Raw genomic sequence first — 19,286 nt, forward strand, 5'->3', positions numbered from 1 at the left:
TGATTATCATTTACTTGCTCAAGCGATGAGTCAGCTAAGTGCCAACCTTTACCACCTACCCATCAGGCAGCTTTGCAAGCTGGTCAAGCAGCATTTTCCGGCACACGAGTATCATTTCAAAAAACACACTATCGTATTGAAAGATGCTGACCAGAACCCCTTGGGAAACATTCGGCTGCCGCTTCATTTTTCACTGAACGGGGACCTGTCCATCATCACCGACCAGGCGCAGGTGTTGTACATAAGCATGGAATCGGGCTATGCCACGATCAGCATGATGCAGGGCGGGGAGAATGTGTATCACACCACGTTTGGGGCCTATATGACCCGCAAGAAGCAGGGATTCAGCCAGATCAAATACCTGAAAAAGAAAGGCAGATCCCGGGCCGGTTCGAGAGTGAGGTTGGCTGAAACAATTGAGTTTTTTGAAAAGATCAATTTGACTTTAACGGAGATTTTGGACACCTATACCATCGACCGACTGGCGCTCAACTGCAATACGACCTTGATCCCTTATTTGTATCAATCGAAGGTGAAATGCCCTTTTGAGAAAAACGACCTCAGGCTCTACAAAATACCGGTGCACATTCCGCAGTCCAATTTCACCCACCTGGAGGCAGCGATCAAAAAACTAAAGGCACCGACCTTGTTTTACGAGGAGCCAAACAAACGCTTGATGGAGCCTTTGATAGCTGCTGAATAGGCAGGCCTGATATGAACGATAGCATTTCGGTGCATTTTAACCCGCCTGCTCAGCCTTTCTGCATTTGATCAGAAAGAAGGGGAAGCTCTCATTGACTTCGGTTATTTCAAACAACCCGGCCTTGTCAAAGGCTGCGTGAATGGATGCTCTGTCGTAAAAATACATTTTCACTCCTTCGAATATTTCATACCTGTCCTTGCTCACAAGCTTGCCTTTTCCATAGGTGTGCGCTTCTTTCGAAATGGCAGTAAAAACCATGTAGCCACCTTGTGACAGTTGATTGTAGCAGTCACGAACCAGTTTCTCCCTTTCGCTGGCGTCCAGTAAGTGAATCAGCGCATAGCAAAATATGCCATCGTACTGATGAGCATCAAACGGCATATCCACCACGGAACCGTGATGGATGGTCATCCCTGAACCGTAATGCTTTTTTGCCAGCACAATAGCCGTCTTTGATATTTCAATCCCTGTTACCGCAATTCCGTTGTCTCTGAAAATTTGTGCATTTCTTCCGTAGCCAATGCCAGGAATAAGCATGTTCTTCACCGATTTCTGTACGAAAAATTCCTTTGTCAACACCGCTGACTTCGATGGCTCAAAGCCCCACATGGCCTGCTTCTCAACAAAGCTCGTTTCCCAAAACTCCCCCATGTTATTTGCAAATTTTATCTTCTAACACATCGCACATAAACCCTGCTTCATTTACTGCTACTCTTATGTTTTCTGGCTGAAAGGTAGCCCCTTCAGCCCGCAAAATGCTGTGACCGCAGGGAAAACCAGCTGCTGAATCAGATAGGTCAATATTGACTCTCAAGGCAGGAAAGCCAGTTTGAAGAGCAGCTAAAATGCGCTCTGCCTGCATTTCATTCCGAATACTTGTGACAAAAACCTCTACCATTTTTTTTAGGGCCCAATCAAAATTGTTCGTCGGTCAGCTCCTTGTTGATCATGGCTCCTGCCACGTTTCCAGTATAAACCGCAGTGGCAACTGACCGCATCATAGAGCTGTTGTCGCCACAGGCAAAAACACCTTCAATGGTCGTTTTTTGAAAACTATCTACTTTGATATAACCATGCTCTGTCAGCTCACAACCCACCAACGCTGGAATGTGCGAATGTTGGGTGAAGGGAAGGGCTGCGTAAAGGCCGTCAAAGGCCATCTTGGCGCCGGTGTTAAAGACGATGTTTTTGACCTGCCCGTTATGATGCTCAATTTCCGAAACTTCAGTTTCAACGATCTCTATATTGTGCCTCTTGAGTTTTGTGATTTGCCCGGGCTCAAACGCTGCCTTTCCCGATGTGAGGACTGTGAGGTTGTCAGTGAGGTTATTGACCAGCGAGGCCAGGTGAAAGGCCCTTTCTCCATTGGCCATAATGCCGGTTTTCCGGTTTCGTAATTCGTATCCGTGGCAGTAGGGGCAATGCACCACCGAAATTCCCCAACATTCAGCAAAGCCCTTGATGGCAGGCATGCTATCTTGTATCCCGGTGGCAAACACCAGCTTCTTCGCCGTGAATGCCTGGCCTGCTTGCGTGGTGATGGCAAAACCGGTGGCAGTCTTTTTCCCACTAACGGCAAGGTCATTCAGTAATTGTACCGAGCTGTACTTCAAAACCTGTTCTCTGGCTTTCCCGGCTATTACGCCTGGCTTTTCGCCGTCCTGGGTAATGAAGTTATGCGAATGGGGCGTTTGTCGGTTACAAGGCTGCCCGCTGTCGATAATTAATACCTGGCGCAAAGACCGCCCGAGTGCCATGGCGGCAGAGAGCCCCGCATAACTGCCCCCAATAATGATTACTTCAAAATGCTTCTGGTCTGTCATTTCATCAAGTTGTGTAAATGCTGTTGTTGAACGAGGTAATGCCCATGCTGTCAGAGCAAGCCCGCCATGTTTCAATAGGTTTCTCCTAGTCACTTTTTTGTAAGCTGTTTGCAAAGCTAGGCATCACTTCCGTTATTGCAACATAGTCGCAATATTTAATTGCAAATATGTCGCATTAGTATGAAAAGAAGAAACACAACATCCAAAGAGGCAGTGCTGTCGGTATTGACCAATGCAAGAAAAGCAATGAGCCAGGATGCCATTGAAAAGGAAATAGACGTGGATGCCAACAGGGCCACCATTTACAGAATACTCAATCGCTTTTGCGAAGATGGCATTGCGCACAAAATCGTGGCCGATGACGGTAAGCAGTACTTTGCCGTATGTGTGAAGTGTGACGATAAGGCCAAATTGCCCGACAACCACTTTCATTTTCGCTGCACCAACTGCGAAACCATCGAGTGCCTTCCGGCCCTTGTCCACTTTTCAGTGCCCACAGGCTACAAAGTCGGAAGTCTAAACTGCGTGCTTATTGGGGTGTGTAGCGATTGTTCTTAGGTGGTGGTGGTTGCTGATTTGTTCGGTTATTAATATGACTTTTATCGTTGAGTATGGCTGATGTACATGAACTAAAAGTTAGAAGCTATAATATGAGAATGACCAGAAGGAGCAGCAGTGGCTGTTTTACGAATATCCTCCCTTGCTGAACCCGCTGGAAGACACCTACACGATTTCCTCGGCAAAAAAATACCCAAACATTAAACCCGGACAAGTACCCTGGGAGGCATTTCACTATCACAAAATGGTAGCAGTGTTGACCGACGTGCATTGGACCATTAAACCCAATGGCAAAATAATGCTGCCAGGTAGCGGGGAGTGATGGTTTGAGGCGAATAGGAGCAAGGTGCTTTCGTAACAGCGAGTTCGTCTATTTAGTCGAGACACTCCATTTTTCATGCAGTAGACACTCTCAATTGCAATAAACCTCTATTTGAAAAAGAAGGATTTTGAATAGTTAGGAATCCTAACTATATTTGAACATTGTTTAACAAAACCCTCCACCACGATGGAAAAAATCAAAGGTTACACGTATGGACAAGTTGCAAAATCGCCTGTATCATTAACGGACTTGGACTTGCTAAAAAAAACAGTGCTCTTTTCAGCTGATGACGAGAAATATCTACGGCTGGCAGGAGAGGTACTAAAAGATCAAACGAATGAAGTACTTGATTTATGGTATGGGTTTGTTGGAGGCAACGAACACTTAGTTCACTACTTCGGAAAGGGCGGCAAGCCGGACATGGATTATCTGGCGGCAGTAAGGGTGCGGTTTGGCCAGTGGATTGTGGACTTGTGCAACAGGCCGTACGACCAGGACTGGCTTAATTACCAGCACGAAATTGCTTTGCGTCATCACAGTACGAAGAAAAACAAGACCGATGGGGCAGAGGCAGTGCCTATCATTCACTATCGCTACCTGGTGGCATTCATTTTTCCAATTACCGCAACAATCAAAGACTTCCTTACAAAAAAAGGGCAGGATGCTGAAACGGTAGAGAAAATGTATGCGGCCTGGTTCAAAGCAGTAACGTTAACGGTCATTCTCTGGACTTATCCTTATATCAATAAGAACGAATTTTAAGCACTTTAAAATAGCTGGGTTATGATACAGCATCTAATCCAGCTATCCATTCTAAAATCTGATCAGTATGAAAGTAGCAGTTTGGGATACCTATGTGAAAAAGCAAAATGGAACAGTAATGAATTTTGATATCATGGTTCCTGATTCTCTAAAAGACGAAAAGGTAATTTACGGATATGGGAAAGAGTACTTGCAAACTAAATCTATCGATGGTTATGAACTTACATCCGAAGAATGCGCTTTTTGTCATATTGAGCAGGCAACGGATGAGATCATCCAGGGCATTGATGACAAGGGGTACTTTATTATTGAACTCAAAAATTGCCAGTGACTTTTGATCTTAAGTACTCTGACGTATTGCAAGGCTCGTTTAAACCTGCTGACCTCAATCTGATGATGGTTTTTCAGGTGAACTGCCCGGGTTGTTTTTTGCAGGGCTTCCCGCAAATCATGAGTTGGCATTCTAAGTATAAGGACAAGCTATCTTGCTTTGCCCTGTCAACAGCATTCGAGGATTTTGAATTAAATACCATAGAAAATACCAGACTCCTCCTGAAGAAGAACATTTTGGTGGGTGAAACTAAAAAAGAATTTGATGCGAGGAACCTCAAATGGGAAGCGCACATCCCTTTTCCAGTGCTTATCGACACCATGACTACCAGAGCAGAAATGCTCCAGCCGCATTATATAGAGGGAGTCATTTCAAATCATCGTCAATTTGGTGTTGTTTCACAACCAGAATTGGCACAAGTCAAAGTATCACTTCAGAACTATTTCAATCATTACGAGCAATGTGGGTTACTTTCGCTACCAATTTATTGCGTGGAACTCCTACTTTTATTCTATTTGACAGCCGGATGGAGATACTCTTTCAATGGTTTGGGCACCTGGATAGCCCTACGATTGAAGAAAAACTGAGGGAGTATTTTGTTATGAATACCGGTTACAACCATGAATAAATCGCCTTTTAACCTCGACCAACAAAACGAAAATACAGACAGCCGGATCATCGCCGCACTTGAGCGAATATCGCAGGCTTTTCGGGTGTTGTTGTGGAATGAAAGCAAGGAGCTTTCCTTGAGCCCCATACAAATTCAGGTACTTATTTTCCTGCTTCACCATAGTGATGAAAAAAGAAAAGTAACCTATTTGGCTGATGAGTTTAATATGACGAAACCGACGATCAGCGATACGATAAAGTCTCTCGAACAAAAAGGTCTTATAAGTAAAGCCTACGAACCACACGACACAAGAAGCTATATCATTCATTTGACAAATGAAGGCAAAGCCATAGCCGGGAGAACTGCTGCATTTTCCAATCAAATACAAGTGCCCATTAACAAACTGAAAGCTGACGATAAGGAAAACCTATTGCTGAGTTTGATAGGCGTCATTGATCACCTGAATAAGACTGGTGTAATTACAATTCAGCGAATGTGTTTGTCGTGTGTGCATTTTAAACCAGGGGAAGGAAAGCAACCTCACTTCTGTAAGCTACTTAATAAAAACCTGGAAAATTCGGAGTTGCGAATTGATTGTCCGGAACATCAGCTGTCGAACTGACTTGCCAGATACAGGAAAGTTGATCACAAAATACTGACTTTAACTATTGACGTAAGCAAGGAGGGCAGCAAATGTTTGACATACGCTATTTCTATGAAAACATATCACAGGATAAAGTGATCGTGCGCTAGGCCATTGAAAAGAGCCTTCCAGGCCGAAAAGGCTTGCCTGAGCAGAAAGCACAAGGGATTGTCTACGGGGCAGTATGACCCATTAAAAGTGTAAAGGTGATCTGGCGCTAGTTCTTGATCAACCTGGCAGAGCGAACAGAACTACCATCAAAGACCTGAAGGACATAAACCCCGGGTTTGGCATCCGAAATATCGATTAACGCAAATTTGTCTTTGATTGTAATTGACGCCTGCACAATCTGCCCCAGACTGTTGCATAGCCTGATTTGAGATAAGTTAAAATGATCCACTGACAATGTGAACCTCCCGTCGGAAGGATTGGGAAAAACATGGAGGACATCTGTGTGATCAAACTTCACAAGTGCAATCGGCGAATAGTCAAATTTTCCATCAAAATCGGTTTGCTTCAGTCTATAATAGGATCTCGTTGTAAATGGACTGGTATCGACTATCTCATATTGTTGTGGTGTTTGTGTGGTTCCTGCTCCATTTACAATAGCCACCTGCTCCCAATTTTCAGCATCCTTAGATTTTTCAATAGTGAAAAAATCGTTGTTGAGTTCAGAAGCCGTACGCCATTTTACAGTCACATAAGACCCACTTGCAAATGCCTCAAATGAAGTGAGCTCTATAGGCAAAGGTGAAGATATATCAGTGTTGCCCAGGGTAAAGCGATCTCCGTTCTGGAAGTTAACACTTGAGAAAACAGCAATATTACCGGAAACAGTGCCAACGACAGGAGCGACATCATTGTCAGCAAAACCATCGCCATCCCGGTCAATCAGGAGCCTCAGGTTAGAGCCGAGGGGATTTCCTATGCCATTGAAATCAAAAGATATAGAAACCGTTCCCACATCACCCGTCTCACTGACCCTCCAAATTCTGTCATAACGCTGTTCAATGATTATTCCATCGACACCCGAAGTGGTACCGGTAAGGGCGGCATTGTCATGCCCCCACATCAAATACTCGTTGTTTCCAAGTGCGCTGGGGTTCCACATTCTCACGATGCCAAACCCCCGGGCATCTTTATGAAAGCTACCATCACTGGCCTGGCCAATGCCCGCTACCTGGTAATCGAAGTTCCCATTGCCTGGCGTGTCCATCGCATGAAAATCATTGGCAATAGCGATTCCATATTTTGAGGATAAATAATTGCTTAAAATTATTCTCTTAATGTTGTCCAGGACAGAACTAAAAACTATCGTTTCAGCAATGTCACCTTCAAGAAACCGATCCGGAGTGCTACCGGCAGCATTAACAGTTCCACCAATATATAACGGAGTGTTGTGAGAGGTGATCGGACCAGCATAAGAATCCGTAGAAGGGCCACTTTCGTTGACAAAGTGTTGCATCCCCGGATCAGCATATATACCCGTGTGAATGGCATTTACCCCGTAAGAAATGGCACTTTGCGCTTCGTTACCCAGTGCGTCAATTGCAAACGATACGCTCTGTAGATTATTGTTTCTTAGCAGCGCATATCCATTAAACCCAGCAACACCCGATTGAATTTTGGAAAGAAACGACGCATAGGCAGTAGAAGAAGCTGCCAAATTGCCCACAGTGATCAGAGTTACGTTTTGAATATCAAGGGATGCATCGTCAGCAACTTGCAAATAATCAGAATTTGCGTTTACAAACTGAACTGCCGGAAACCCGTTTAACTGGCCGGTTCTAAAAACTGGTTCACTTCCAGAGGCGGCTGCAGCATCGTTGCCATATCCTGAAAGGTCAGTCCATGCCGTCACATTCGTGCCTGTTGCCTGATTAATCGTATTGGCATCTAGCCAAAGCCTGACATCGCCCGATGCGGTGGTACTCCCAATCCCGCCTGGCCCGGAATTTCCCGACGAGAAGCTACCGGTAGGGGCAATAGGAAACGCTCCACAATTTGCCGTACAAGTCACAGCAAATGTACCACAAACCTGACTCAGCGATCCACCATTGAAAAATTGGATGGTGGGGTCAGCTCCGCCGTTCCCCAGGTTCATCACGCCCTCGCCGCATAAGGTAGCATTTGTCCAGTCAATGTAGATATCGTCTGCGCCGAAAGAGAGGTTATTGATAATAGTGATGCTGTTGCCAGACAATACCAGGTCATCGGAATTTGAAAAATTTCCATTTTCAGCAACCTCAAAGTACCCCAAATTAACAAGGTCTTCATTCACAGTGAGCGTTCCGCCATCTGCTATGAGTGTGTATCCGGCGAGCATCAGCTCCTCGGTGGAAGTAAGCAATCCGCCGTCCGCTATCACAATATCACCTGTATGATAGAACATTTGATCGGTTGACCCCGTGAATGTGCCAACATTAGCCAGTGGCAAGTCATCAGGTGACTGCGAACACGGATCGTTGTCGTTGACGTTATCAATAGCAATGGTATGCCCATTTTGAATCACCACATTATTGGCTCTTCTCGGATAAACGCCCACCGGCACGGCCCCACTGGAACCATCTGGAGTATAAGACCATGCCGTATTCGATTCCCAGGCAGTTGGCCCCGCCAGGCGTGAGTAAAATGTATTTCCCTGAAGCCCCGTATCCTCGAAGGTGATAATTTGCCACGGTGCATCGGCCGTTGAACCTGTGCCGGCACCCCGGGTGATTTGGAGGTTTGTGGAGCTCGTAATTTGATAGGTAAACCAGTTGTGGCCAGAGTTGTCGTCGGTGGAAAAGCTTGTGCTACCTTGTCGGCCAAAGTTTCCGGGGGCAATTACCCCTGATGCACTTGTGGCAGTAATGGCAACGGGTCGTGTAGTGACGCCTGCTGTGAAATTTTGTGTACCCCTTGTCACAGTTGAGCCATCCGTAAATTCAACTACGTAGGTTACAAAGTTCATATTGGATGTTGTGCCTGCCCTCGTGTAAGTCACGGTTGACGCATTTGTTAGCTCAGTACGGGGTAAATCAAAGGCATTTATGTCTCCCTCCCACCAATGATTACTTACAACGAATGCCTTCGAAAGTGTGCCAATGGCCGGGGAAATCGTTGCGGTTGTGGACAGCGATCCGGCTGCCAGTGTCGTCACCAGCTTTTTCACCACAGCCCCCTGATATTCAATCACCTGCCAATAGGCTTCTTCCATATTAGCTCCACCGGGGCCATTATTGCTAATCATTAGCTGCATATTAGTTGACGTTGTCAGGTTGGCTGACACCCCGTCATCTGCACCAAGCTGCGAACCGCTCTTTCGTGCGCTAATGAGCACAAAACTTTTCGTGAGATCCACACACCCAATGGTCACATCAACGGGCGTTCCTCTGGCAATATTTGTGGAAGAACCGTGTTGTACATAAACACCGCTTTCAAACTCAAAAACCTCCCAGCTGATAGAAACCACGCCTGTATTCCCCGTTCGTGCAAAGGTTAACGTAGTAGCATTGGTGATGGCACCCCCAACTTGAAAGTGCTGTGGTTGATTAGAATCAATGGTGGAAGAGAAGACAAGAAAAGACTTCGACCTGTCAATTGCGGTAATGGCAATTGTCCTGGTGGTACTTCCATTGGCTATCGTAGTTGTGCCAGATTGTTTCCTGGAAAATTCAGCTCCATAGGAAGCACCAATTGATAGCGAAAAGGCCAGAAATAATATAAAACGCATCGCCAAAAATCTCATTTCTCGTTATTTCAGATTTACTAAAAAACAAACTCTTAAACCTGTCAGAAAGCTGGTGTGAAATATTAAATTGGACGGATAAAACTGCGCAACGCCAGGACAACTTACACTGCGGCGTTGGCGTTAAGGTAGGCTACTTTTACGAATTGTCATATTTTTTATCAAAATAGTTGTACAAAACCCAACTATTAGGCTTTATCCGATGCAAAAGTGACAGAAGATAGAAATTGGGCTAAAGGTGAAAGGGAGTAGAAACTACCAGACGCCAGTTAATGGATTTAATGCCAATTTCTTTATCATTGTATAACCTTCAACTAAAGTTAATTGACCAATGGCTGAAAATTCTAACGGTAATAACAAGACCGCAAGCGTCATTATTATCCTGGTGCTGGTACTGGTGGTATTGGCGGGCGGATATTATTTGTTCATGTACAAGCCCGCACAAGAGGCAAAAGAGAAGGCACGGTTGGAACAAATAGCCAAAGAAGAGGTCGAGAAAAAGAGACAGGAACTGGAGGCTCAGAAAAAAGTTAAATACGAAAACTTGATTAAAAATGCCGATGCGGCATTTGCAGAGGAAAACTGGGAAACAGCAAATTCTCTTTATGCTGAAGCTGCCGCTCTTTTGCCGGATCAGCAATATGCCAAAGATCAGTTGGCACTGGTAAGGGCCAAACTTGATGAATTAGCTGCCAAACAAACACCCGGGACAATTGAAACTGTTGCTTCACCTACAGGACGTTTCTACGTTGTCGTTTCCAGCAGCGTGGATGGCGACCTGGCCATGGACTATGCCAACAAATTGGCCAAGGAAGGAAACAGCTTGAAAATAATTAACCCTTCCGGCACCAACAAGCTATTTCACCGTGTGTCCGTGGGCGATTACCCCACCTGGGACGAAGCCGTAGCAGCTACCTCATCGGCCAGTGCGTTTGGAGAAGGCGTTTGGGTGTTGAAGTATTGAGATGGTTTGATGGCTAGTTGTTTAAAAAAGATAGAAACCCCTTAGTCTGGAGAAGAAGCGTATCAATAAATATAAATACAATGAAGCTACTTCCATTAGATACAGAGGTGGAAACCAAAGCTGTACTTAAAAAAGTAGCGGAAGCCCGTGCCGCATTGGCGGAAATGAAGGGTGTGGCAGGAAACATCCCGAATGAGAGCATATTAATTAGTACGCTGGCGCTGCAGGAAGCAAAAGACAGCTCAGCTATAGAGAATATCATCACTACACAGGATGAACTCTATCAGTCTGATGTTGCTAGCAATAAGTTCAAGACACTGGCTTCAAAGGAGGTGCATCTCTATGCGAAGGCATTGACAGCCGGATATGAGACCGTCAAAGTAGCCGGCATATTGACACAAAATAACATACGGAAAATTCAGGCCACCATTGAGGAGAACGATGCCGGCTACAGGAAGCTTCCGGGCACGGCGCTAAAAAATGAGCAAACGGGAGAAGTAGTTTACACTCCGCCACAAGACCCAAGAGAGATTGAAGAGCTCATGGGTAATTTGGAAGGATTTATGAACTCACCAGACTGGTCAGATTGGGATCCTTTGGTGAAAATGGCAGTGATCCATCATCAGTTTGAAAGCATTCACCCGTTCTATGATGGCAATGGTAGGACTGGAAGGATCATTAACATACTCTATCTGGTAAAAGAGGGCTTGTTGAATATGCCAATCCTCTATTTAAGCAGGTATATCAATCAAAACAAAAGAGATTATTATAGGCTGCTTCAAAAAACAAGGCGTGAAGATTCTTGGGAAGAATGGGTGTTGTTTATGCTTGAAGGGATAGAGCAAACAGCTAGTCAGACCATCGTTTTGATAAAGAATATTAAAGAACTAATGCTTGAGCGTAAAAGGCAAATGCGCATTGAATTGCCTAAAATCTATAGCCAGGATTTGTTGAACAACATTTTCAGGCATCCATATACAAAGATCGATTTTGTGATGGCAGATTTAGGTGTTTCCCGACCTACTGCTACGAGGTACCTGGAGGAAATGTGCCGTACAAAGATTCTGAAGCGAGAGAAGTTTGGAAAAGAGAGCTTTTACATCAATGTTTCCTTGTTTGACCTGCTTCTGAGCGTAGCCAAAATGTAAAGAAAATGATGTTTTCTTTACATGTAATCAAAACAAGTAAAGAAAAGTGCCATTTTCTTTACACATAAAATGAACACGTAAAGAAATTGGGGGGTTCGATGAGGTATTCTAAAATGGGAACCTTGGCCTGCACTGTACAACTAACGCACACCTTAGGTGGCTCCATTCAATGCTGTCAGTTGCCATCGCCCACATCGTAGCTGAGTATCACGAGGAGCTTTTACAATCATTTTACAAACGTTTTACAATTGAAAAGCTGCGAGGTCATTGGCACCCAATACCTTCATGACATTGTTTCAGCAAAGCAATTTATCGTCATGAAAATCCGCAACCTTTCTCTTTTGCTCCTTTTTCCACTCACCTTTGCTTGTAATGAGGTTTTGGAATATCCGCCGTCACTTCCAGTTACAGAAGATACGCACAAACCACGTAGCCATAAGTCGGCAGTTGCCAATATCGTCTTTAGGTCTACCGACGGCGGACAAACATGGCAGGACATCAGCGAAGGGTTGCCCGAAAACTTGCAGGCAGGTAGTGGTTTCATTGCCAATAATGGTGAGCTCTATTTGACTATAGAAAATGGGCTCTATCGCAGTGAACCAAATTCGACAACTCCTTTTTGGAGAAAAGAGATACTCGCCGATGAAAATAGTAGCATAGCGCCTGGCAAGACCGGAATCTATACCTACAACTATTGGAATGGCCAATTTCTAAAAAGAAAAAACGCAACGAGTATATGGTGGCCTATGTACACCAACTTTCCGGAGAAACAAGTACGCACCGTATTTGAAAGCGATGGAGGCACCGTTTTCATTGGCTGCGACAACGGCCTTTTTAAGTCTGCTAATGGTGGCGAAACCTGGAAACAAGTTCGAGCCGGAGGCTGGGCTATGAAGTTGGTAGAGCAAAACGGCATACTGATGGCCACGAGTCAGGAGGGGATCATACGGTCGACCGATGAGGGTGAAACCTGGGACCTGGTGATCAGCGAGGGTGGTGTCGGCATCGCTGTAGAACCTATCAATGGGGGCTTTGCTGCTATTACTTACAACACAGCGTCGGAGACCAGAAGGGTGCGAACATCCTACGACGGCGGCGAAACCTGGCAGGCCATTGATGCCGGCCTTCCGGCAAGCCTATCCATTACCTCCATTGTTCAGATGGGCGACTATCTCTTTTGCGGTCATCCTGGTGGCATTTTTCGTTCATCGGACAGGGGACAGTCATGGGAACTGGTGCGCCCTTCTATCGGGGAAAGGGTCTTCAGCTTATCTGTTTCCGGCGATGTTGTTTATGCCCTCCCCATGGCTGAGGGATGCTAAAAAATTTGTGGTTTGTGTCATCGGAATTGTTTCGAGGGTTTTCTTTCCGTATCAACAAAGTGTTTAAAGCCACTTCGCCTTTATGTCTTTGTATTTTGTTCTTCCGATAGGGATAAGCGCCCCATTTTTAAGCTCGGCCATATATTTGCTCCCGGGTTTCACAATAATTTCCCTTACCTCAGACATCTTCAGCAAGTATGATTTATGGATACGTTCAAAAGCAGGAGGTAAAAGCTGCTCCAGTTTTTCAAGCGACTTATCATGCAGTTCTTTTGTTCCGTCCGTCAGAAAGAGTTCGGAATAGACTCCTGCTCCTTTAATAAAAAGCAAATCTTCAATGGGGATCAGCTGTATCCTTTGTCTTTTTTTTACAGCTAGAAACCTAACCCTATTCGCCGCTGTTTTTTCTTTGGTGATGGCACGGTTGAAAGCTTGCTCCAGCCGACCTCTGTTAAAGGGCTTAGGTACAAAATCTAACACCCCATATTCAAAAGCCGTAATTGCCTGGTCTTTGTAAGCGGAAACTACGATGGTATGAAACGACTCAGAAACCGCCGTCGTCAGGAGGTCAAAACCACTTTCTCCATTAAGATTCAAATCCAGGAGAACCAGATCCAGTGAGCTCTTTTCAATAAATTTCAATGCCTCAGAGAGTGTGTTAATGTGGGTGAGAGAGTGTAAGTTGTTGCCAAGAATGTCACGGGTCATCCTTTCAATTCTTTTGGCAATCCTTGATTCATCTTCAACGATTAAAACATTCATCTCCTTAAGTGTATATTTTTAAGACGTTTTTCCAACCATGGTTTGTCGGTTCGGAGGTGAAATCCCAATTCGAATGATAACTTTCTGTCAATCGAGCCTTTATGTATTTCAGTCCTGTGCCTTCTTCTCTATCTCCCGATGCTTGCCTCACAGCAGCAGCAAACGTCAAAAAGGTAAAACACTTGTACTGACTATTCGATTCAAATATCAACTTAAATTTGATGCTATTATCTTCCAAAGGCAAACTGTGCGTAATGCCGTTTTCCAATAGCGTATGAAGAATGGCGGGGGGTATTTTTTGTTCAGGGTCTATACCTTCTTCTTCCCAGAAATAGTTGACTTCTTTTCTGTACGCCATAATCTCAAGATGCGCACGGCAAAGCGCTATTTCTTGAGCAATAGGGATCAATGTTTGATTTTCTATCTGATTAAAAAGATCAAACTCTTTAGCGAGCGCTTCTATGAACAAAACTCCTTTTTTGGGAGATTCTTCTACCCAATCTATTAATGAGGTCAGGGTATTCATTAGAAAATGAGGTTGAATATTCTTTTTAAGCAGTTCCAGGCGTAGCCGAGTGGATTGAACGAGAGAAGTTTCATAGGCCAACCGTTGTTCTTTGATTCGGAGAGAAAGCAAATAGAACATGCTGAGGAGAATAAGACTGAAACCTGCGAACAGGCTTTTGTTAAAGGAAGTGACAAAACTTATAAGCACGGATAATAGTAGCGCCAGCAGCACGAGGCGGGCGCCTCTCATTTTTCTGTAACCTCCAAACACCGCTATCCCAAAAGAAAAAAGCCACATGCTTAAAGTCATATTATTGGCCGTCAATTCGAAATAATCATATTTTGAAAGGAAAATGAACAATAGAACTCCGGCGTAAATGATCAGCAGCAATTTTCGCTTAGGGAAAGGAAACTGCATGGAAAAATAGAACGGGATCAAAAAAGAAATACCGAGCATTAGAATGCCTATGATCTGTAAACGTATGACATGCAGACTGTAATGGATGGGAACATAGGCTTTAATAAACTCCGCAAGTATCAGGAGAAAAAAGAGAAAACAGCTTACACTAAAAATTAGCATTGCATACTCTTTTTTGTCACTCAGAAACAGAAAAAGAAAATAGAATGCTGCGATGAGAAAGGCTCCTGCAAACAGATGCATATAGGAAGATTCGATGAGCCGGTCGGTTAATAACTCATCATAATAAGCGATGTCCAGCTCCTCTATTCTTGTATGATTTGGAAAATAATAGAGACTCGATCGCAAGGCCAGTAAATGTTCTCCCGCTTCCGTCAGGTGAGTAGGAATGCTAAAAGTAGCCCACATTTTACCTTCAGGCCCAAGCAATTCTTCTTGACCGGGGTTCCCATTTTTCCCAATCAATACTCCATCCCAAAAAACCTCATACTCACCATATACATGTAACTGAAGACCATAGGGATGTAATGATTCCGGAGCCTTCAAAATGTCAATTTTAGTTCGGGACCAGAAAACCCGACCGCCATCCACTACAAACCTTCCACTTTTCCAGCCCTCATCATTCCAGTTTTTTGCAGCCCACTCTTGTTGATCTCCTATTTTGAATACCGTCTCGTACCCCTTGAAAACGGGACTTTGGGAGCAAGATGTCACAAGTATCAATGCTAAAAAAAAACAGGGTAACGATCTCAAATTCATTTGTCAAGGTTTTACTGACGTAAAGAAACCATTATAATATGGCTTCTTTGAGTAGTTCATTCATGCATAGAGCAGTTGGCAAAATAAACAATGCACATCAACAACTCTCACAGGAATTTTGGTGTATACCCTTCAAAAACTCAATCTCAACTTATGACCATTTTAGACAAGTATATCAAACATATCAACAATAGGAGGGGAATGCGGATCACGAAAATGCTCCTATTTGCGAACGTTGTATGCCTAAGTAGTGGGTTTGCTCAAGAAAACATTGCAAGCGACACTGATTTTCCACTCATGGAGGGGCCCAATATGGGGCAAAAGCCTCCGGGCATGGTGGCAGAACCATTTGCTCCAGGTATCATCTCCAAAGAAGGCTGGGAGCTAGAGGGCGTCTTTGCCCCGGGTATGAAAGAGTTTTACTTCACGAGAGACCTCGGTGAATACACAAGCTACAACCCTGACAATTTCCACCCAACTGTAATTGGCTTCCGGCAGGAAAACAATGTCTGGAAGAAATTCATTGAGTTTAAGCGAAGGGGAGAGATCACTTTCTCGCCAGACGGCCAGCGCATGCACATGGCCAAAGGGTACAAAGATCGTGTGGGCGATGACTGGTCCGAACGCAAAAGCCTTGGGCCCATGTTTGACCGGGAAGACTGGGGTATTATGCGCCTGTCGGCATCCGCAAAGGGCACCTATGTTTTTGATGACTATAAAAGCAAAGATGCGATTCGCATTTCGACCATCAAAGATGGCAAGCGCCAGGAGCCAACGAGAATGGGGCCAGTGGTCAACTCAGGCAAAAAGACCGCTCACCCATTTATTGCGCCAGACGAGAGCTACCTCATTTGGGACAGCGAGCGGGAAGGGGGCTATGGAGACTCTGATCTCTACATCAGCTTCCGACAAAAAGATGATTCCTGGGGGCCTGCCATCAATATGGGCGACAAGGTCAACTCCGCTCAATGGGATGCCTATGCTACCGTTACCCCTGACGGCAAATACCTTTTGTTCAATAGAAAGGTGGGCGGCGGAAATACGGACATCTACTGGGTTGACGCACAAATCATTGAAACTCTCAGACCCCAATAACAACTCATCAAAAAAAGGAAGCAAATATGAATGCAATGAAATTACTAATGTTGGCATTTTCCATTTCAATCAATACAGCTCTTGCTCAGGAAAAAATTGAAAACGATGCCAGCCAACCGCCCTTAGAGGATCGCTATTTTGGAGAAAAACCACCGGGCCTGATTCCTGTACTTTTTGCTCCTGACATTGTTTCTCCAGAAGGACTTTTTGAAGGTGGTAACCATTCTCCAGACATGAAGGAATACTATTTCACCAGGAAAAATGGAAAATATGAGCGACGTACTTTTTTTGTTATTCGATATGAAAATGGGAAATGGGGGAACGAAACAGAGACTGATATAAAATGGCCGGGGTTCTCTGAGGATGGCAACACAATGTACCTTGGAAAGGAGTATAGGGAACGAACTGCAACAGGGTGGTCTGAACTCAAAAGTCTGGGTGAATTCTTAAAAGATCAGGCACATGGTATGTCGATTTCTTCTCGGGGAACCTATTATTTTGCTGTTTATAAAAACAATGATAGCGGGGTAAACGGCGCTATCTATTATTCTGGTTTCATAAACGGCAAACAAGAAACACCGGTCAAAATGGGTACAGAAATTAATACCGGAATAGATATTGCGCATCCTTACATTGCTCCGGATGAATCCTATTTAATGTGGGACGTTGAAAGAGAAGATGGGTATGGTGGGTCGGATATCTATATCAGTTTTCGAGCGAAAGACGGTTCCTGGCAACCTGCAATGAACATGGGTAATAAGATAAACACAGCACTCCAGGAAAGCTCCCCATCGGTAACATACGATGGGAAATATCTGTTTTTTTCGAGAGGAGAGTGGGAGGTCAGAGAAGATGGAAGCACCAATTGGGTAGGAAAACCTTATTGGGTGGATGCTCAGGTTATTGAGAATCTCAGACCCCGATAACAACGTAGAGTACATAGGTAAACAGTAACCGACAACCGGGCACACATTTAATTCTCACCAGAGTAGTTTGCAGGCAACGGCTCCACAATGGAGCTGTTGCCTGCTATTTTTTAGTCAAAAGAGCTTTTTTTCTAGCCCGCACGCCTTTCGTTATCGATCACATTGATCACCACATTGCCCTTTTTTCGAAATGACTCCACGTAGGCGTGGGCTTCCCTGATTTGCTCCAGGCTGTATCGTTTATCAATGACTGTGATCAACTTTCCGGCCTCGATAAGGTTTTTCAGCACTGTCAGGTCATCATCCTTTGCTTTCGCATTGCCAGCCACCGAAACGTACTTACCGCCTGGTTTCAGCAAATGACGGAGCTGCGATTTAGTCGCCTTTCCCACCGCATCAAAAACAACGTCGAAGCTTTCCGGTGTCGCTGTGTGTTCATCTTTTGTATAATCCAGAATAGACTCAGCCCCCAGCTGGGCAACCAGCGGGATGTTGGCCGTGCTGCACACCCCCGTCACCGTTGCTCCAAAAGCCCTTGCAAGCTGCACACCAAAGGTGCCTACGCTACCTGAGGCACCATAAATCAATACTTTGTCGCCAGGTTTGATGCCGCCCTGCCTCAAAAATCTCAGCGCCGTCAACCCGCCAACGGGAACGGTAGCAGCTTCTTCAAAGGTCATGTTCGAGGGCTTTATGGCCATCAAGTGGTTGGCAGGCAGGCAGGTGTACTCAGCGTATCCGCCAAACCGCAGGCCACACGAGGCGAAAACAGCGTCTCCTTTTTTGAAGTTACTTACTTTGCTGCCCGCCGCTTCAATTACCCCGGCCACCTCAAAGCCCAGTATTTTTACCCGTTTGGGTTTCAGCAGCCCGTTGAAAATCCGGGCCAGAAAGGGGTCGGCCTTGCGTAGCCGCCAGTCGCCTGCCGTGACCGTGGTAGCGTAAATTTTTATCAGAACCTCATTTTCCTTTGGGGATGGTTTGTCCACCTCTTTTAGTTCAAGCACATCGGGTGAACCATATTTTTCATAAACGACAGCTTTCATTCGTCAAAATGTTAATTATATGTTAGTCTATTTTAAAGGGTACCCTGGACAAAGGAATGGAGCTGTCTCAAAAGCCCTAAACCTGGTGCGAGATTTTTGAGACAGCCTCTCCATGCCTGCCCGGGTTATCGAACCTTCTGCTGATCAGCTCAGAGGGTTTAAAGGCTGTGGCCCAAGGTTCGCTATAGCCGACGGCCTGAACCCTTTGCTTATCAGGTAAATCCCCAGCGACAGCTCGAAGCCAGCTACCAGCACAGCACTCAGCCCGGCCAGGGGATCCCGTTGCCCGATGAGGCCAAACATCGCTGAAAACGTGCCCGCCAGCAGCACCGGCCCGCCAATGATCCCAATCACAGCCAGCCCTCTGGGCACCAAACGAGACTTGTAGAGCAAGATGCCAAGCACAAAGTCGTTGATGGCAGGCATGAAGCTCTGGCCGATAAGAAACATCCTGTCGTACATCGTCACCAGGGTTTGGCCGGTAACCAGCGCTTCGGCTGCGGCCCCCGGCTGGTGCAGTGCAACCACCGTAAGCAGGAACATCACCCCGACAAAGATGGTTGCCGCCTCCAGCACCCTGAAGCCGACAAGGCTCAGCGCCATGCCCTCATTTTGCCATTTTAATACCGGATAAAGCGCCAATGCGGTGCCAATGCCGGTGAGCGCCACTACGATTTCCAGAATACCCCCGATGAGCACGGGAGTATCCGAAAGAGAACTGACCAGGTAGCCAGCCTCACGCACCGGCGCATAAAGCGCCAGCGTGGGCACGGAGACGAAGGTGAGCAGGTACAGAATGCCTGCTGTCAGCGAGGCTTTTCTGTTTGAATTGAATGCTTTCATAAGTTTTGCCATTT

General features: G+C 45.3%; 19 protein-coding genes. 11 read left to right on the plus strand and 8 right to left on the minus strand.

Annotated features, from left to right (window positions below; translation table 11 throughout):
- Positions 1–25: 25 nt before the first annotated feature.
- Positions 26–703, plus strand: coding sequence for a VLRF1 family release factor (locus RIF36_RS00635; protein ID WP_350071887.1), 678 nt, complete (start codon positions 26–28; stop codon positions 701–703).
- 36 nt (positions 704–739) lie between these two features.
- Here RIF36_RS00635 and RIF36_RS00640 read toward each other — a convergent pair whose 3' ends face one another.
- From RIF36_RS00640 to RIF36_RS00650, 3 genes are read right to left on the minus strand one after another with little or no spacing between them, the layout of a single operon-like run.
- Complete coding sequence (locus tag RIF36_RS00640; RefSeq protein ID WP_350118552.1) at positions 740–1,354, minus strand: class I SAM-dependent methyltransferase; 615 nt, start codon at positions 1,352–1,354, stop codon at positions 740–742.
- A 1-nt stretch (position 1,355) separates the two neighbouring features.
- Positions 1,356–1,601, minus strand: a complete 246-nt coding sequence (locus RIF36_RS00645) for a hypothetical protein (RefSeq protein ID WP_350118555.1) — start codon at positions 1,599–1,601, stop codon at positions 1,356–1,358.
- Positions 1,602–1,617: 16 nt separating this feature from the next.
- A complete protein-coding gene (locus RIF36_RS00650; RefSeq protein ID WP_350118558.1) occupies positions 1,618–2,619 on the minus strand; it encodes an NAD(P)/FAD-dependent oxidoreductase in 1,002 nt (333 codons plus the stop codon).
- Positions 2,620–2,706: 87 nt separating this feature from the next.
- On the opposite strand from RIF36_RS00650, the gene RIF36_RS00655 reads away from it, so the two are divergent.
- From RIF36_RS00655 to RIF36_RS00675, 5 genes are all read left to right on the plus strand, one after another.
- Positions 2,707–3,084 (plus strand): Fur family transcriptional regulator, encoded by a 378-nt coding sequence (locus RIF36_RS00655; protein ID WP_350118561.1) that lies wholly within the window; start codon positions 2,707–2,709, stop codon positions 3,082–3,084.
- Positions 3,085–3,592: 508 nt separating this feature from the next.
- A complete protein-coding gene (locus RIF36_RS00660; RefSeq protein WP_350118564.1) occupies positions 3,593–4,168 on the plus strand; it encodes a protoglobin domain-containing protein in 576 nt (191 codons plus the stop codon).
- 67 nt (positions 4,169–4,235) lie between these two features.
- The gene (locus RIF36_RS00665) at positions 4,236–4,499 is read left to right on the plus strand and encodes a DUF2024 family protein (protein ID WP_350118567.1); all 264 of its coding nucleotides are present in this window, start codon (positions 4,236–4,238) and stop codon (positions 4,497–4,499) included.
- A 119-nt stretch (positions 4,500–4,618) separates the two neighbouring features.
- Positions 4,619–5,086 carry a hypothetical protein gene (locus RIF36_RS00670; RefSeq protein ID WP_350118570.1) on the plus strand — a complete coding sequence of 156 codons (468 nt, stop codon included), beginning with the start codon at positions 4,619–4,621 and terminating at the stop codon, positions 5,084–5,086.
- Positions 5,087–5,119: 33 nt separating this feature from the next.
- A complete protein-coding gene (locus RIF36_RS00675) occupies positions 5,120–5,731 on the plus strand; it encodes a MarR family winged helix-turn-helix transcriptional regulator (RefSeq protein WP_350118573.1) in 612 nt (203 codons plus the stop codon).
- 238 nt (positions 5,732–5,969) lie between these two features.
- Here RIF36_RS00675 and RIF36_RS00680 read toward each other — a convergent pair whose 3' ends face one another.
- Positions 5,970–9,467: a DUF8202 domain-containing protein gene (locus RIF36_RS00680; protein WP_350118575.1), complete on the minus strand. Its 3,498-nt coding sequence runs from the start codon at positions 9,465–9,467 to the stop codon at positions 5,970–5,972.
- A 346-nt stretch (positions 9,468–9,813) separates the two neighbouring features.
- Between RIF36_RS00680 and RIF36_RS00685 the strand changes: the two genes are divergently transcribed.
- From RIF36_RS00685 to RIF36_RS00695, 3 genes are all read left to right on the plus strand, one after another.
- A complete protein-coding gene (locus RIF36_RS00685) occupies positions 9,814–10,446 on the plus strand; it encodes an SPOR domain-containing protein (RefSeq protein WP_350118577.1) in 633 nt (210 codons plus the stop codon).
- Positions 10,447–10,526: 80 nt separating this feature from the next.
- The gene (locus tag RIF36_RS00690; RefSeq protein ID WP_350118579.1) at positions 10,527–11,594 is read left to right on the plus strand and encodes a Fic family protein; all 1,068 of its coding nucleotides are present in this window, start codon (positions 10,527–10,529) and stop codon (positions 11,592–11,594) included.
- Between the two features lie 248 nt (positions 11,595–11,842).
- On the plus strand, positions 11,843–12,916 hold the full coding sequence (locus RIF36_RS00695; protein ID WP_350118581.1) for a WD40/YVTN/BNR-like repeat-containing protein: 1,074 nt from the start codon (positions 11,843–11,845) through the stop codon (positions 12,914–12,916).
- A 63-nt stretch (positions 12,917–12,979) separates the two neighbouring features.
- Here the strand turns inward: RIF36_RS00695 and RIF36_RS00700 are convergent, their stop codons facing one another.
- Both RIF36_RS00700 and RIF36_RS00705 read right to left on the minus strand, forming a co-directional pair.
- Entirely contained in the window at positions 12,980–13,678 is a 699-nt protein-coding gene (locus RIF36_RS00700) for a LytR/AlgR family response regulator transcription factor (protein ID WP_350071863.1), read from the minus strand.
- Between the two features lie 4 nt (positions 13,679–13,682).
- Positions 13,683–15,149 carry a histidine kinase gene (locus RIF36_RS00705; protein WP_350118583.1) on the minus strand — a complete coding sequence of 489 codons (1,467 nt, stop codon included), beginning with the start codon at positions 15,147–15,149 and terminating at the stop codon, positions 13,683–13,685.
- Positions 15,150–15,515: 366 nt separating this feature from the next.
- Here RIF36_RS00705 and RIF36_RS00710 point away from each other — a divergent pair, with 366 nt between their 5' ends.
- Both RIF36_RS00710 and RIF36_RS00715 read left to right on the plus strand, forming a co-directional pair.
- Complete coding sequence (locus RIF36_RS00710) at positions 15,516–16,457, plus strand: TolB-like translocation protein (RefSeq protein WP_350118586.1); 942 nt, start codon at positions 15,516–15,518, stop codon at positions 16,455–16,457.
- A gap of 26 nt (positions 16,458–16,483) precedes the next feature.
- Positions 16,484–17,383, plus strand: a complete 900-nt coding sequence (locus RIF36_RS00715) for a hypothetical protein (protein WP_350118589.1) — start codon at positions 16,484–16,486, stop codon at positions 17,381–17,383.
- 131 nt (positions 17,384–17,514) lie between these two features.
- Here the strand turns inward: RIF36_RS00715 and RIF36_RS00720 are convergent, their stop codons facing one another.
- Together RIF36_RS00720 and RIF36_RS00725 are read right to left on the minus strand one after the other, a co-directional pair.
- Entirely contained in the window at positions 17,515–18,429 is a 915-nt protein-coding gene (locus RIF36_RS00720; protein ID WP_350118592.1) for an NAD(P)-dependent alcohol dehydrogenase, read from the minus strand.
- Between the two features lie 144 nt (positions 18,430–18,573).
- Entirely contained in the window at positions 18,574–19,272 is a 699-nt protein-coding gene (locus RIF36_RS00725; protein ID WP_350118595.1) for a DUF4386 domain-containing protein, read from the minus strand.
- Positions 19,273–19,286: the final 14 nt, after the last annotated feature.

The sequence above is a fragment of the Imperialibacter sp. genome, assembly GCF_040222815.1.
GTDB lineage: Bacteria > Bacteroidota > Bacteroidia > Cytophagales > Cyclobacteriaceae > Imperialibacter.

Coding starts and splice junctions, on each gene's coding strand:
- RIF36_RS00725 (WP_350118595.1), bottom strand. CDS start 19,272: ATGAAAGCATTCAATTCAAACAGAAAAGCCTCGCTGACAGCAGGCATT.
- RIF36_RS00635 (WP_350071887.1), top strand. CDS start 26: ATGAGTCAGCTAAGTGCCAACCTTTACCACCTACCCATCAGGCAGCTT.
- RIF36_RS00720 (WP_350118592.1), bottom strand. CDS start 18,429: ATGAAAGCTGTCGTTTATGAAAAATATGGTTCACCCGATGTGCTTGAA.
- RIF36_RS00670 (WP_350118570.1), top strand. CDS start 4,619: ATGAGTTGGCATTCTAAGTATAAGGACAAGCTATCTTGCTTTGCCCTG.
- RIF36_RS00655 (WP_350118561.1), top strand. CDS start 2,707: ATGAAAAGAAGAAACACAACATCCAAAGAGGCAGTGCTGTCGGTATTG.
- RIF36_RS00710 (WP_350118586.1), top strand. CDS start 15,516: ATGACCATTTTAGACAAGTATATCAAACATATCAACAATAGGAGGGGA.
- RIF36_RS00690 (WP_350118579.1), top strand. CDS start 10,527: ATGAAGCTACTTCCATTAGATACAGAGGTGGAAACCAAAGCTGTACTT.
- RIF36_RS00675 (WP_350118573.1), top strand. CDS start 5,120: ATGAATAAATCGCCTTTTAACCTCGACCAACAAAACGAAAATACAGAC.
- RIF36_RS00660 (WP_350118564.1), top strand. CDS start 3,593: ATGGAAAAAATCAAAGGTTACACGTATGGACAAGTTGCAAAATCGCCT.
- RIF36_RS00665 (WP_350118567.1), top strand. CDS start 4,236: ATGAAAGTAGCAGTTTGGGATACCTATGTGAAAAAGCAAAATGGAACA.
- RIF36_RS00645 (WP_350118555.1), bottom strand. CDS start 1,601: ATGGTAGAGGTTTTTGTCACAAGTATTCGGAATGAAATGCAGGCAGAG.
- RIF36_RS00715 (WP_350118589.1), top strand. CDS start 16,484: ATGAATGCAATGAAATTACTAATGTTGGCATTTTCCATTTCAATCAAT.
- RIF36_RS00680 (WP_350118575.1), bottom strand. CDS start 9,467: ATGCGTTTTATATTATTTCTGGCCTTTTCGCTATCAATTGGTGCTTCC.
- RIF36_RS00685 (WP_350118577.1), top strand. CDS start 9,814: ATGGCTGAAAATTCTAACGGTAATAACAAGACCGCAAGCGTCATTATT.
- RIF36_RS00640 (WP_350118552.1), bottom strand. CDS start 1,354: ATGGGGGAGTTTTGGGAAACGAGCTTTGTTGAGAAGCAGGCCATGTGG.
- RIF36_RS00700 (WP_350071863.1), bottom strand. CDS start 13,678: ATGAATGTTTTAATCGTTGAAGATGAATCAAGGATTGCCAAAAGAATT.